We start from the raw sequence: 12,686 nt of genomic DNA on the forward strand, positions 1-12,686 counted from the left end.
TCCGCCCTTCCCGCCGGACGGCCGACGTGCCGCGTCCCGTGCCCAACTGGTCTGCGCCGCCCCGGGTATCGCCGATATTCGGTGGCCCCCACCGACGACAGCCCTCAGAGTGGTGACCGCAATCCGTAACCGAGGAGGCGCCGATGTCGACGCTGCGAGTCACCGCAGAACTGCTCACCGTCCATGAGCACCCGAACGCCGATGCGCTCGAGCTGGCCCAGGTGGGTCTTTACCGCGCGGTCGTCGCCAAGGGCGCGTACCGCAGTGGCGACGCCGCCGTGTACATCCCGGAACAGGCCGTGCTGCCCGCGGAGTTGATCGAGGAGCTGGGACTGACCGGGCGTCTTGCCGGCAGGGCGTCCGACCGGGTCAAGGCGGTGCGGCTGCGCGGCGAGCTGTCGCAGGGCATCGTGTGCCGGCCGCGGGCGCTCGCGGACCTCGATCTGGCGCAGGCGGCCGCCGACGGCACGGACTTCGCGGAACTGCTCTCGATCACCAAGTGGTCGCCGCCCATCCCGCCCACGATGGACGGGGAGGTGGAGCGGGCGCCGGAGCTGCTGCCGTGGGTCGACATCGAGAACATCCAGCGCTACCCGGAGATATTCGAGCCGGGCGAGCCTGTGGTGCTGACCGAGAAGCTGCACGGCTCGGCCTGCCTCCTGACGTACAGCGTGGCGGACGGCGAGCGAAGTGGGACGGGAGTCCCGCCGGCCGAAGGCGGGAGGGTCCAGGTGTCGTCGAAGGGCTTCGGCTCCAAGGGCCTGGCGCTCAAAGAGGATCCGCGGAATCTGTACTGGCGCGCGGTGCTCGGCCATGACGCCCCCGCGGTCGCGGCGCGCCTCGCCGAGAAGCTGGGGGCGAGCCGGATCGGCCTCTTCGGCGAGGTGTACGGCGCCGGGGTGCAGGACCTCGCCTACGGTGCCAACGCACGCTCCGAGGCGCTGGGTTACGCCGTCTTCGACGTATCGGCGGAGATCGACGGCCAGGTCCGCTGGCTGGACCCGGCCGAGCTGCTCGAGGGTGAACTGCCGCTCGTGCCACGGCTGTACGAGGGCCCGTACGACATCGAGAAGGTGCTGGAGCTGGCGAGCGGGCGGGAGACCGTGTCCGGGCGCGAGCTGCATCTGCGCGAGGGGGTCGTGATCCGTCCGGCCACCGAGCGCTACAGCCCGGTGGTGGGCGGCCGGGCGATCGCCAAGGCGGTCAGCCCCGCGTATCTGACGCGCAAGGGCGGCACGGAGTACGAGTAGGGCGGCCCTGCACGGCCGAGGGGAAGAGGCGGGCCCGTCACGGGGGTGCGGGCCCACCGTCCCTCGGCCGTGTCCTCAAATCGCCGGACGGGCTTGATTTTCAAGCCCGTCCGGCGATCGTCAGCAGCAGTCCTCCGCGGGTCGGCGGCGCTCCGGCAGCAGCCGCGAGCCGGTCATCCGCTCGCCGGAGATGTCGTCCGGGTTGGACAGCACACAGGTCTCCAGCGAGAGACAGCCGCAGCCGATGCAGTCGGTGAGATGGTCACGGAGCCGGCCGAGCTGCTTGATGCGCTCGTCGAGTTCGGTCCGCCAGGCCGCGGACAGCCGCGCCCAGTCCTCACGGTCGGGCGTGCGCTCCTCGGGCAGCTCGGCGAGCGCGTCCCGGATGGTGGCAAGCGGAATACCGACGCGCTGCGCGGCGCGCACGAATGCGACGCGGCGCAGGGCGTCCCTGCTGTAGCGGCGCTGGTTGCCGGTGGTCCTGCGGCTGCTGATCAGGCCCTTGGACTCGTAGAAGTGCAGGGCGGACACGGCCGCGCCACTGCGCGCGGACAGCTGGCCGACCGTGAGCTCGTGGATCTTCTCGGGAATCTGTGGCACTCCTCGAACCCTACTGGTCGTGTGTTCACGGTCGCCCGTTGACAGGAGCGCGCCTGCGCAACCATGCTGAGCAAGCGCTTAGACAGAAGCTTGTGAACGCTTGAGAGGCAGGGACCAGGGACATGGCCGAGCCGAGGATCTTCACCTCCGCCGATGAGCTGCGCGCCGGAGTCGGCGAGCAGCTGGGGCACAGCGAATGGCTGGAAATCGAGCAGAAGCGGATCGATCTCTTCGCCGACGCCACCGGGGACCACCAGTGGATCCATGTGGACCCGGAGCGGGCCGCGAGCGGCCCCTTCGGCACGACGATCGCGCACGGCTATCTCACACTGTCGCTGCTGCCGACCTTCGTACCGCAGATCCTGCGGGTCGAGGGCATGAAGATGGGCATCAACTACGGGGCCAACAAGGTCCGCTTCCCCTCCCCCGTGCCGGTGGGCTCGCGGCTGCGCGCGTCGGCGGTCCTGCAGAACGTCGAGGAGGCGGGCGGCGGTGTGCAGGTGACCGCCCTCGTCACGGTGGAGCGCGAGGGCGGCGACAAGCCGGTGTGCGTGGCCGAGTCGGTGTCCCGCTACTACTTCTGAGCATCGGCCGAGGCCGCTGCTGAACTACCGAGGCCGCTGCTGAACTACTTCTGAGCAGCGACCATACGCAGGACGAGGTCGGCGTAGAGCGCGCCGACCTCGTCGGGCGTCCTGCTCCCCCGCACGTTGAACCAGCGCGCCACATCGATGCAGAGCGACAGCACGGCGACCGTGGTGCCGGGCACGTCGGGGACGTCGAACTCCCCCGTCTCCACGCCGTCGCGCAGAATGCCCCGCACGACGGCGTCGCTGCGGCGCCGCAGCTCCACGATCTCGGTGCGGTGGCCGTCGGAGAGCGCGTCGATTTCGTACTGCACCACGTGCGCGGTGTCGTGCCGCCCGGCGTGCCAGCGTACGAAGGAGCGCACCGCGTCGGCGAGCCGCTCGGACGGTGTGCCGTCGCCGGCGGCCGCCGCCGAAAGGATCTCCAGTGCCTTGTCGTGCCCGATCCGGCTGATCCGGTGGAGCAGCTCTTCCTTGGTCTTGTAGTGGATGTAGAGCGCGGCCGGGCTCATCCCGGCGCGGCCGGCGATGTCCCGGGTCGTCGTCGCGTGGTAGCCGCGTTCGGCGAAGGCCTCGACGGCGGCGACGAGCAGCTTTCTGGCCGCCTCGGGCGTAACCTCGCCCCACGGCATGTCCTCGTCGGCCGTGTCCTGCGCCGTACTCATCCACTCGCCCCTTCCGTTCACCAGAACGAACACCATACCCCGCCGGTGAGCAAGCGCTTAGGACTTCTGGTCAGAGCTTCTGGAAGGGGTCGTGCTCGGCGAGCATCTTCTCCAGCCGTGCCTGGTCGACGCGGCTGACGATCTGCCCGGCCTCCTGACGGTCCCTGATCACCTTGGCCAGGGTGAACGCCGAGGTCGTGAGGTAGAGGACGGCGATGGCGAGGAAGCCACGCACCCAGGCGTCCGCGTCGAGATAGAGGATGCCGAGGCCGACGGCCGCCAGGGCGACGGCGAAGGAGGCGACGGCCTGTCCGTAGAAGGCCGCTGTGTTCTGCTGCTTGACCGGTGTTTCACTCATGCCGGTCAGCATCGGCCGCTGTGGCCGGTGCGACATCCGCTCCCGTACTCACCCGCGTACTCAGAAGCCCGGAAACCACCAGCCCACAACGCAGAAACCCGGAAACCGCCGGCTCAGAACGCGGAGACTCCGGTGAGCGCGCGACCGATGATCAGCTTCTGGATCTGACTGGTGCCTTCGTAGAGGGTCATCACCCGGGCGTCGCGCAGCAGTTTGCCGACCGGGTACTCGTCGATGTAGCCGTAGCCGCCGAAGACCTGCAGAGCGTTGTTGGCGCATCGCACGGCGGCCTCGGAGGCGAAGAGCTTGGCCTGGGACGCGGCGGTGGCGAACTCCTCGCCGCGGTCGACGAGATCGGCGACCCGCCAGGTCAGCAACCGGGCCGCGTCCACGTCCACCGAGATGTCGCTGATCAGCTCCTGGACCAGCTGGTACGAGGCGATGGACTTGCCGAACTGCTCGCGCTCGCCCGCATAGCCGACGGCCGCATCGAGGGCGGCCTGCGCGATGCCCACGCAGCCCGCGGCGACCGACATCCGCCCCTTGGCGAGCGCGGACATGGCGATGGAGAAGCCCTTGCCCTCGGGGCCGAGCAGGGTGGCGGCGGGGACACGGACGTCCTCGAGAACGAGCTCGGCGGTGGCCTGGCCGCGCAGGCCGAGCTTTCCGTGGATGGTGCGACGGCTCAGCCCGGGGGTGTCGGCCGGCACCAGAAAGGCGGAGACGCCCTTGTGGCCGGGCGTGTCGTTGGTACGGGCGAAGAGGAGCACCACATCGGCCCAGGTGCCGTTGGTGATGAACATCTTGGAGCCGTTGATGACGTAGTCATCGCCGTCGCGCACGGCCCTGGTGGTCAGATTTCCCGCGTCGGAGCCGGTGCCCGGCTCGGTGAGCCCGAAGCAGCCGACCGACTCGCCGGCGGTGAGCCGGGGCAGCCACTCGCGCTTCTGCGACTCGTCACCCCAGGCGGCGATCGTCTTGGTGACCAGGCCGAGGGATACGGAGACGATGCCGCGCACCGAGGAATCGCCTCGCCCGAGCTCCTCCGTGACCAGGCAGTACGCCAGGTGGTCACCGCCGGAGCCGCCGTACTGCTCGTCGATGGTGAGCCCGAGGAAGCCCAGCGCACCCAGCTTCTTCACGATCGACTTGTCGATGTTCTCGGCGCGGTCCCATACGACGACATGCGGGGTGATCTCACGGTCGACGAAGTCCTTGGCCAGCTGCCGGACGGCTGCCTGTTCCTCGCTGAGCTCCAGGTCCATATGCGACCACCCCACTTTTAACTAACACTGCTAGTTTCTTGTCGGCAGGCCCTACTATGTGCCGCATGGCCCGACCGCGCAAGCCCCTCCTCAGCAGAGAACGCATCGTCGAAACGGCGAGCGCACTCGTGGACGCGGAGGGTCTGGACGCCGTCTCCACTCGACGGCTCGCCGCCGAGCTGGGCGTCAGCGGGCCCTCCCTGTACAACCACTTCCGCAATAAGGACGAGATCCTCGAAGCGGTCGCCGACGCGGTCAGCGCCCAGGTCGATCTATCGATGTTCGAGGAGGACGACGGCCGCGACTGGCGCACCGCGCTCCACGACTGGGCCGTCTCCTACCGCGCCGCCCTGACCGCCCACCCCAACACGGTCCCTGTCCTCGCCCGCGGCCCCGGCCGCCGCCCGGCCGGTCTGCGGGTGGCCGACGCCGTCTTCGGCGCGATGGTCCGCGCCGGCTGGCCCCCGGCCCAGGCGACCCATATCGGCGCCCTGATGCGGTACTTCATCACCGGCTCGGCGCTCGGCTCCTTCGCCCGCGGATTCGTCGACGACGAGACGGCGTACGACCCGGCCGACTATCCGCATCTCGGCCAGGCCCATCTGCTCGCCGACCGGCAGCAGAAGGTGGACGAAGGCGCATTCGAGACAGGACTGCGGGCGCTCATCGACGGCCTCGCCGTCCAGTACGCAGCCCTGGTGCGCGCATAGCGGGCGGCACGCCCGCCCCCATCCAGGCGCCCCCCATACCGGATGCACCGGGACAGTTCGGCCGCTGCCGAAGGAGGAATGGCCGATCCTGGAGTCATGCAATCCAGAGACCTGGCCGCACTCGCCGCGCTGCTCGCCGATGAGACCCGCGCCTCCTTCTGTCTTGTACTGCTCGACGGGCGGGCCTGGACCGCCGGCGAGCTCGCACGGCATGCGGGAGTCGCGGCGTCGACGGCCAGTGAGCATCTCGGCAAGCTCGTCACGGGCGGGCTGCTGGCCGAGGAGCGGCAGGGCCGGCACCGGTATGTGCGCCTCGCCGACGAACACGTCGCGCATATCGTCGAGGAGCTCGCCTCGTATGCCGCGCCGGCAGCCGATCCGGCGCCGCGGTCACTGCGGGTGGCAAGTGCGCGTAGCGCCATGGCGCGCGGGCGGACCTGCTACGACCATCTCGCCGGGCGGCTCGGAATCGCGATCACCCAGGCCATGACCGTACGCGGGCTGCTCCGCCAGGACACCGGGTTCGCGCTGACCGATCAAGGAACGGCCTGGTTCGGGAAGTTGGGTATCGAGCTGCAGCTGAAGGGACGACGCCCTCTCGTACGAGGATGCCTGGACTGGACCGAGCGCAAACCCCATCTCGCGGGGATCGCCGGGGCGGAGCTGTGCCGGCATGCGCTGGATACGGGCTGGTGTGTACGGATCGGGTCCGAGCGTGCGGTGAAGGTGACCGCGGACGGCGAGCGGGCGCTGGGCGAACTGCTCGGCATCGAGCCGGAGATATTGCGGTGAGCGCCGAAGGGTCGGGGACGTACGGTCGCCCCATGACGAACCCCGCGCACCCCGCCCCCCGCCCGCAGTGGCCCGCGCTGGCCGCGGCCGGCGTCACCGTCCTGCTGTGGGCCTCGGCCTTTGTGTCGATCCGCAGCGCAGGCGCGGCGTACTCTCCCGGCGCACTCGCCCTCGGACGGCTGCTCGCCGGGTCCCTCGTACTCGGCATCTTTCTGCTGATACGGCGCGAGGGGCTGCCGCCGCGCGCCGCCTGGCCCGGGATCGCCGTCTCGGGGCTGCTCTGGTTCGGCGTCTACATGGTGGTACTCAACTGGGGTGAGCAGGAGGTCGACGCGGGCACGGCCGCGATGGTGGTGAACATCGGGCCGATCCTCATCGCGCTGCTCGGCGCGCGGCTGCTGGGCGAGGCGCTGCCGCCGCGGCTGCTGGCCGGGATGGCGGTGTCGTTCGCGGGAGCGGTGACCGTGGGGCTCTCGATGTCGGGCGAGGGCAGCGCCTCGACGCTGGGAGTGCTGCTGTGTCTGCTGGCGGCGGTGGGGTACGCGGCCGGGGTGGTCGGGCAGAAGCCGGCGCTGGCCCGGGCGAGCGCACTGCAGGTGACGACGTTCGGCTGTCTGGTCGGGGCGGTGGCCTGTCTGCCGTTCGTCGGGCAGCTGGTCGACGAGGCGAGCCGGGCGCCCCTGTCGGCGACGCTCAACATGGTCTACCTCGGCGTGTTCCCGACCGCGCTGGCCTTCACGACGTGGGCCTACGCCCTGGCACGTACGACAGCGGGACGGATGGGCGCGACGACGTACGCCGTCCCCGCACTGGTCGTCCTGATGTCCTGGCTGGCGCTGGACGAGGTGCCGGCCGGGCTGACGCTGGCAGGAGGCGCGCTGTGCCTGGCCGGTGTGGCGGTCTCCCGCTCCCGCGGCCGGGCGCAGAAGCCGACGGCGGGAGCGGGAGCGGACGGGAAGGAGGGTCGGCTCAGTCCCGGGCGGCGGCCCGTGAAGCCAGGATCTTGATCGAGACGAGGGCGATCACCGCGAGGCCGATGATGTAGCCGGCGACGGCCATCGAGGTGCCGGTCGCCTCCAGCAGCAGGACCATCATGAACGGGGCCAGGCCGCCGCCGAAGACCGCGGCGATCTGGTAGCCGAGCGAGGCTCCGGTGTAGCGCATCTCGGCGGTGAAGAGTTCGGCGAACAGCGCCGCCTGCGGCCCGTACATGATGCTGAGGAAACAGCTGGTGACAAAGGTGCCGACGCCCAGCCAGAGCAGCGACTTGGTGTCGATCAGCAGGAACATCGGGATCGCCCAGACCAGCAGGCCGACCGCGCCCGCGGCGTAGATGCGCAGCCGTCCGATGCGGTCCGAGAGGGCTGCGGCCGCGGGGATCAGCGCCAGCTGGGTGAGGCTGACGCAGAGCGAGACGGTGAGCACGGCGCTGCGCTTCATCTCGAGTTCGCGGGTCGCGTAGTCGAGCACGCCGGTGATGATGATGTAGAAGGTCGCGGTGTTGACCGCGAAGGAACCGCCGGCCAGGAAGACCGTGCCGAGGTGCTTGCGCAGGATCGTACGGAGCGGTGAGCGGGACTCCTTCTTCTCCTGTGCGGCCAGTGCCTGTTCGGCCTCGCGGAATGCGGGCGTCTCCTCGACCCGGGTGTGGATGAACCAGGCGAGGGCGAGGACGAGGAAGCCGACGAAGAACGGGACCCGCCATCCCCAGGCGGCGAAGGTCGAGTCGCTGGTGACGGCACCGGCGACCAGGAAGACCGTGTTGGCGGTCACCACTCCGATGGGGACGCCGAGTTGGACCAGGCTGCCGTACAGCCCGCGCTTGCCCTCGGGGGCGTACTCGGTGGCCATCAGCATCGCGCCGCCCCACTGGGCGCCTACCGCGATGCCCTGGACCACGCGGAGCAGCACGAGCAGCACAGGCGCTGCGATGCCGATCGTCTCGTACGTCGGGAGGAGGCCGATTCCGGTGGTGGCGACGCCCATCAGGGTCAGAGCGAGGACGAGCATCGGCTTCCGGCCGTGCTTGTCGCCGAGCTGGCCCGCGATGATCCCGCCGATGGGCCGGGCGAGGAAGCCGACCGCGAAGGTGGCGAAGGCGGCGAGCACGCCGGCCGAGGAGCTGCCGGAGGGGAAGTAGAGGTCGCCGAGGACGAGAGCCGCGGCGATACCGAAGACGAAGTAGTCGTACCACTCGACGGCGGAGGCGAGGGCGGCGGCGGTGGCCACCCTGCGTCGGTTCGGGTCGGCGGGGGCGGGCGGGGTGGCGCCGGTGAGCTGTGCGGCCGTGTCCATGCTGTGCACACTCCGATGGGTGCGGGGACGAGGAGTGCGGGGAACGTACCGACCGGGTGGTATGTAGGTCAACGGTTCGCACACCAGGAGTTTTTACTTGATCATGACCCGTGAGCGAGGGGCGAAAGGGCAGCACTGACACCCCGGCCGCGCACGGGCGGCCGGGGTGCTGCGGGAGCGGGATCTAGAAGACGACCAGGGCTCGACCCCCCTTGCCCGCGAGCATGTTGTCGAAGGCGGCGGGGATGCCGTCGAGCGCGATCCGCTCGGTGACCATGGAGCTCAGGTCGAGGCGTCCGGCGCGGATGTGTGCGGCGAGGACGGGCAGGTCACGGGCCGGGTCGCTGTTGCCGTAGACGCAGCCGGAGAGCGTACGGCCCCAGTGGAAGATCTCCAGTGCGTTAAAGCTGACCTGCTGGTCCTTGCCTCCGATGCCGACCACCGTGGTGCGGCCGCCGCGGCGGGTGGAGTCCCAGGCGGTGCGGATGGTGGCGGCCCGGCCGACGCACTCGATGGCGACGTCAGCGCCCTGGCCGCCGGTGAGCTTACGGATCTCCTTGGCGGTGGTGTCGGAGGCGATGACGTAGTCGGTGGCGCCCGCCCGGCGGGCGAGTGACTCCTTCTCCGGGGAGACATCGACGGCGATGATCGTCGCCGCGCCTGCGATACGGGCGGACTGGAGGGTGGCGAGGCCGACGCCGCCGACGCCGAAGACCGCCACCGACTCTCCCTGACGGACGCGGGCGGAGTGATGGACGGCGCCGTAGCCGGTGAGGACCGCGCAGCCGAGCAGGGCGGCATCGGCGAGCGGAACGCCGTCCGGGACCGGCAGAACACAGTTCGCGGCGACGACGGTCTCCTCGGCGAAGGCCGCGACGTTCAGGCCGGGGTGGAGTTCGGTGCCGTCGGCGGTACGGGCGTAGACGCTTGCGGCGCCGGTGAGCGCGTTGGCGCACAGCCACACCTCGCCGATCCCGCAGTGGTGGCAACTCCCGCACGACGGCGCCCAGTTGAGGACGACACCGTCGCCGGGAGCGACATGGGTGACGCCTTCTCCGACGGAGACGACCGTGCCGGCACCCTCATGCCCGAGGACGGCCGGGACGGGGACGCGCATGGTGCCGTTGGACAGGGACAGATCGGAGTGGCAGACCCCGGCGGCGGCGAGGCGGACCCTCACCCTGCCGGGGCCCGGCACGGGCAGTTCGATGTCGGTGATCTCCAGCGGAGAGCCGACGGCGGGCAGTACGGCGGCGCGGACCATGATGCGTGAGGCTCCCGGCTCAGAACTGGAGGGACTTGGTCTGGAGGTACTCGGACAGACCGTGCGGGCCGAGCTCGCGGCCGACGCCGGACTGCTTGTAGCCGCCGAACGGTGCAAGGGGGTTGAAGCGGCCGCCGTTGATGTCGACCTGTCCTGTGTCCATCCGGCGCGCGAAGGCGACGGCCTCCGCCTCGTCGCCGGCCCAGACCGCGCCCGCGAGACCGTAGACGGTGCCGTTGGCGATACGGAGCGCGTCCTCCTCGTCCTCGTACTTGAGTACGGAGACCACCGGGCCGAAGATCTCCTCCTGCGCGATGGTCATGTCCTCGGTGACATCGGCGAAGACGGTCGGGCTGACGTAGTAGCCCGTCTCGTGGGGGGCGTCGGGGCCGCCCGCGACCAGGCGGGCGCCCTCGGCGACGCCCTTCTCGATATAGCCGCGTACGCGCTGCTGCTGCTTGGCGTTGACCAGCGGGCCGACCCGCTCGCCCGGCACATACTTGGCGACCGCGGCGGCCGCGAGTGAGACCGCCTCGTCGTACTGGTCCTTGTGCACCAGCATCCGGGTCCAGGCGCTGCATGTCTGGCCGGAGTTGGACATGACGTTGGCGATGCCGACACTGACGGCCTTGGCCAGGTCGGCGCTCGGCAGGATGACATTGGCCGACTTGCCGCCGAGTTCCAGGGCGACCCGCTTGACGGCGGCCCCGGCCGTCGCGCCGATCTGCTTGCCGACCGCGGTGGAGCCGGTGAAGGAGACCAGGTCGACACCCTCGTGCGCGGCGAGTGCCTGGCCGGCGACCGGGCCGAGGCCGGTCACCAGGTTGAACACTCCGGCGGGCAGGCGGGCCTCGTGCGCGGCCTCGGCGAAGAGCTGCGCGGTCAGCGGGGTGTCCTCGGCCGGCTTGAGTACGACCGTGCAGCCCGCAGCCAGGGCCGGGGCCACCTTGGCGACGACCTGGTGCAGCGGGTAGTTCCAGGGCGTGATGGCGCCGACCACACCGACCGGCTCCAGCAGCACGGTGGAGTTGCCGATCTTCTCCTCGAATGAGTAGGAGGCGGCCAGTTCCGCGTACGAGCCGGCGACCAGGACCGGCACTCCCGCGTGGACCATCTGCGAGAGGGCGAGAGGTGCGCCGAGCTCGGCGGTGACCGTCTCCGCGATCTCGTCCTTGCGGGCCACGAGTACGTCGCGCAGCGCTGCGATCCGCGCCGCGCGTTCGGCGGGCGGGGTGGCGGCCCAGGCCGGGAAGGCCTCGCGGGCGGCGCGTACGGCGGCGTCGACATCCTCCGCCGTACCGGCCGGGACATGGGCGATGACCTGCTCGTCCGCCGGATTCACCACCGCGATCGTGTCGGGTCCGGCGGCCGGCCGCCACTGGCCGCCGATATACATGCCGTCGTGAGCCTTCATCGCACTCCTCCAGAACCTGCGGTAGTCGTCCGGACCCCAAACTAGCGGTGTTAGTTTTTGGGCGCCAGGGGCACCCGGGGTGAGGAGACCGCCGCAGGCGTCAGGCGTCCAGCCCGAGGAGGTCGGGGGGAGCGGGACAGATCCGTCGTCCTTGGTGGTCGAAGACGTAGAGATGCGCAAGGTCGACCAGGAGCGGCACCTGTGCGCCGGTACGCAGCCGGACGTCGGGGCCGGTCCTGACGACCAGGTCGCTCACGGAACCGGCTTGAGGCTCGTACGCGGGAGCGGCGGGCTCCGGTGCCGGTTCCGGGTCGTCGAGCACCACGACAGGACCCGAGACATGCGCGGCCGCACGCTCCTTCAGCCAGGTCAGCACGCTCGGGCCGCCGCCGCTTCTGCCCCGGCGCCGGCGCGCGGTGGGCTGCGGCTTGGGTGACTCCAGATCGGCGACCACCGCGGGCTGCGATCCGGTGTTGAAGTACACCAGCGCTTCGTGCCCCTGGTACTCCATGTGCTCGACGATCCCGGTCAGCGCGACCTCGCCGGGGCGCGTCTGGCTCGGCGGAGCGATCCGGGTCGCCTCGGAACGCAGGCCGACGATGATCTGCCGGCCCTGCTGGATACGGAGCAGCTGGTGGTCGATGCTGAGGGGCTCGGGCAGCGGCAGCCGCTGCTTGCCCAGGTCGATCGACATACGGCCGTCCAGCGGCGCGTACACGACGGCTTGCAGCAGGTTGATGCGCGGGGTGCCGATGAACGCGGCGACGAAGACATTCTCCGGCAGGGCGTAGGTCTCGCGCGGAGTGCTCACCTGCTGCAGCACGCCACCGCGCATCACCGCGACCCGGTCGCCGAGCGACATCGCCTCGGCCTGGTCGTGCGTGACATAGACGGTCGTCACGCCCAACTCGGCGGTGAGTCGCGAGATTTCGGCGCGCAGATGGTTGCGCAGCTTGGCGTCGAGGTTGGACAGCGGCTCGTCCATCAGGAAGACGGACGGCCGCCGGGAGATGGCCCGGCCCATCGCGACCCGCTGGCGTTCGCCGCCGGACAGCTGGCTGGGATAGCGGTCGAGGACGTCCTCGATACCGAGCATCCGGGCGGTGGCCTCGACCTGCGGGCCGTTGTCCAGGCGGGGGTTCTCCAGCCGCAGCGGGAAGCCGATGTTCTCGCGGTTCGTCATGCTCGGATACAGCGCGAAGTTCTGGAACACCATGGCCATCGCACGGTCGCGGGGCGGGATGTGGTTGGCGTACTCGCCGTCGAGCAGCAACTCCCCCTCGGTGATGTCCTCGAGGCCGGCGATCATGCGCAGCACGGTCGACTTGCCGCAGCCCGAGGGGCCCAGCAGCACCACGAACTCTCCCGGCTCGATGTCGAGGGAGAAGCGTTCGACGGCACGGGTGGCGCGTCCGTACCTCTTGCTGACGCTGTGCAGTGAAATGGCGCGACTCATATGGTTCCGCCAGGAGAAGAGGAGGAGCGA

The 12,686-nt window shown here is 70.3% G+C and carries 13 protein-coding genes; 5 read left to right on the forward strand and 8 right to left on the reverse strand.

The genetic code is table 11. The features are described from left to right. Positions 1-143 precede the first annotated feature (143 nt). Positions 144-1,250 (forward strand): RNA ligase (ATP), encoded by a 1,107-nt coding sequence (locus ACFYXH_RS37540; protein ID WP_389572994.1) that lies wholly within the window; start codon positions 144-146, stop codon positions 1,248-1,250. Between the two features lie 120 nt (positions 1,251-1,370). Here ACFYXH_RS37540 and soxR read toward each other — a convergent pair whose 3' ends face one another. Next, a complete protein-coding gene (gene soxR / locus ACFYXH_RS37545; protein ID WP_327322500.1) occupies positions 1,371-1,850 on the reverse strand; it encodes a redox-sensitive transcriptional activator SoxR in 480 nt (159 codons plus the stop codon). A 122-nt stretch (positions 1,851-1,972) separates the two neighbouring features. Between soxR and ACFYXH_RS37550 the strand changes: the two genes are divergently transcribed. Continuing rightward, on the forward strand, positions 1,973-2,434 hold the full coding sequence (locus tag ACFYXH_RS37550; protein ID WP_385306943.1) for a MaoC family dehydratase: 462 nt from the start codon (positions 1,973-1,975) through the stop codon (positions 2,432-2,434). Between the two features lie 44 nt (positions 2,435-2,478). Here ACFYXH_RS37550 and ACFYXH_RS37555 read toward each other — a convergent pair whose 3' ends face one another. The 3 genes from ACFYXH_RS37555 to ACFYXH_RS37565 form a co-directional block, all read right to left on the reverse strand. Beyond that, positions 2,479-3,102 (reverse strand): TetR/AcrR family transcriptional regulator, encoded by a 624-nt coding sequence (locus tag ACFYXH_RS37555; protein WP_389572997.1) that lies wholly within the window; start codon positions 3,100-3,102, stop codon positions 2,479-2,481. Positions 3,103-3,172: 70 nt separating this feature from the next. Next, on the reverse strand, positions 3,173-3,460 hold the full coding sequence (locus ACFYXH_RS37560; RefSeq protein ID WP_327322503.1) for a YiaA/YiaB family inner membrane protein: 288 nt from the start codon (positions 3,458-3,460) through the stop codon (positions 3,173-3,175). Positions 3,461-3,573: 113 nt separating this feature from the next. Next, the gene (locus ACFYXH_RS37565) at positions 3,574-4,725 is read right to left on the reverse strand and encodes an acyl-CoA dehydrogenase family protein (RefSeq protein WP_389573000.1); all 1,152 of its coding nucleotides are present in this window, start codon (positions 4,723-4,725) and stop codon (positions 3,574-3,576) included. 65 nt (positions 4,726-4,790) lie between these two features. Between ACFYXH_RS37565 and ACFYXH_RS37570 the strand changes: the two genes are divergently transcribed. The 3 genes from ACFYXH_RS37570 (at position 4,791) to ACFYXH_RS37580 (ending at position 7,234) form a co-directional block, all read left to right on the forward strand. After that, the gene (locus ACFYXH_RS37570; protein ID WP_362689762.1) at positions 4,791-5,435 is read left to right on the forward strand and encodes a TetR/AcrR family transcriptional regulator; all 645 of its coding nucleotides are present in this window, start codon (positions 4,791-4,793) and stop codon (positions 5,433-5,435) included. A 96-nt stretch (positions 5,436-5,531) separates the two neighbouring features. Continuing rightward, positions 5,532-6,227 carry an ArsR/SmtB family transcription factor gene (locus ACFYXH_RS37575; RefSeq protein WP_389573003.1) on the forward strand — a complete coding sequence of 232 codons (696 nt, stop codon included), beginning with the start codon at positions 5,532-5,534 and terminating at the stop codon, positions 6,225-6,227. A 32-nt stretch (positions 6,228-6,259) separates the two neighbouring features. Then, positions 6,260-7,234, forward strand: coding sequence for a DMT family transporter (locus ACFYXH_RS37580; protein ID WP_389573005.1), 975 nt, complete (start codon positions 6,260-6,262; stop codon positions 7,232-7,234). On the opposite strand, the gene ACFYXH_RS37585 is transcribed toward ACFYXH_RS37580, so the two are convergent. The 4 genes from ACFYXH_RS37585 to ACFYXH_RS37600 all read right to left on the reverse strand — a co-directional run bounded on the left by ACFYXH_RS37585 (position 7,197) and on the right by ACFYXH_RS37600 (position 12,656). Then, entirely contained in the window at positions 7,197-8,522 is a 1,326-nt protein-coding gene (locus tag ACFYXH_RS37585; protein ID WP_389573008.1) for an MFS transporter, read from the reverse strand. The two genes, ACFYXH_RS37580 and ACFYXH_RS37585, sit on opposite strands and share 38 nt — an antisense overlap. Before the next feature lie 184 nt (positions 8,523-8,706). Beyond that, entirely contained in the window at positions 8,707-9,786 is a 1,080-nt protein-coding gene (locus ACFYXH_RS37590) for a Zn-dependent alcohol dehydrogenase (protein WP_389573010.1), read from the reverse strand. Between the two features lie 19 nt (positions 9,787-9,805). Then, on the reverse strand, positions 9,806-11,200 hold the full coding sequence (locus ACFYXH_RS37595; RefSeq protein WP_362689747.1) for an aldehyde dehydrogenase family protein: 1,395 nt from the start codon (positions 11,198-11,200) through the stop codon (positions 9,806-9,808). 100 nt (positions 11,201-11,300) lie between these two features. After that, complete coding sequence (locus ACFYXH_RS37600) at positions 11,301-12,656, reverse strand: ABC transporter ATP-binding protein (protein WP_389573013.1); 1,356 nt, start codon at positions 12,654-12,656, stop codon at positions 11,301-11,303. Positions 12,657-12,686 lie beyond the last annotated feature (30 nt).

The organism is Streptomyces sp. NPDC002730 (assembly GCF_042888805.1).
Classification (GTDB): Bacteria; Actinomycetota; Actinomycetes; order Streptomycetales; family Streptomycetaceae; genus Streptomyces.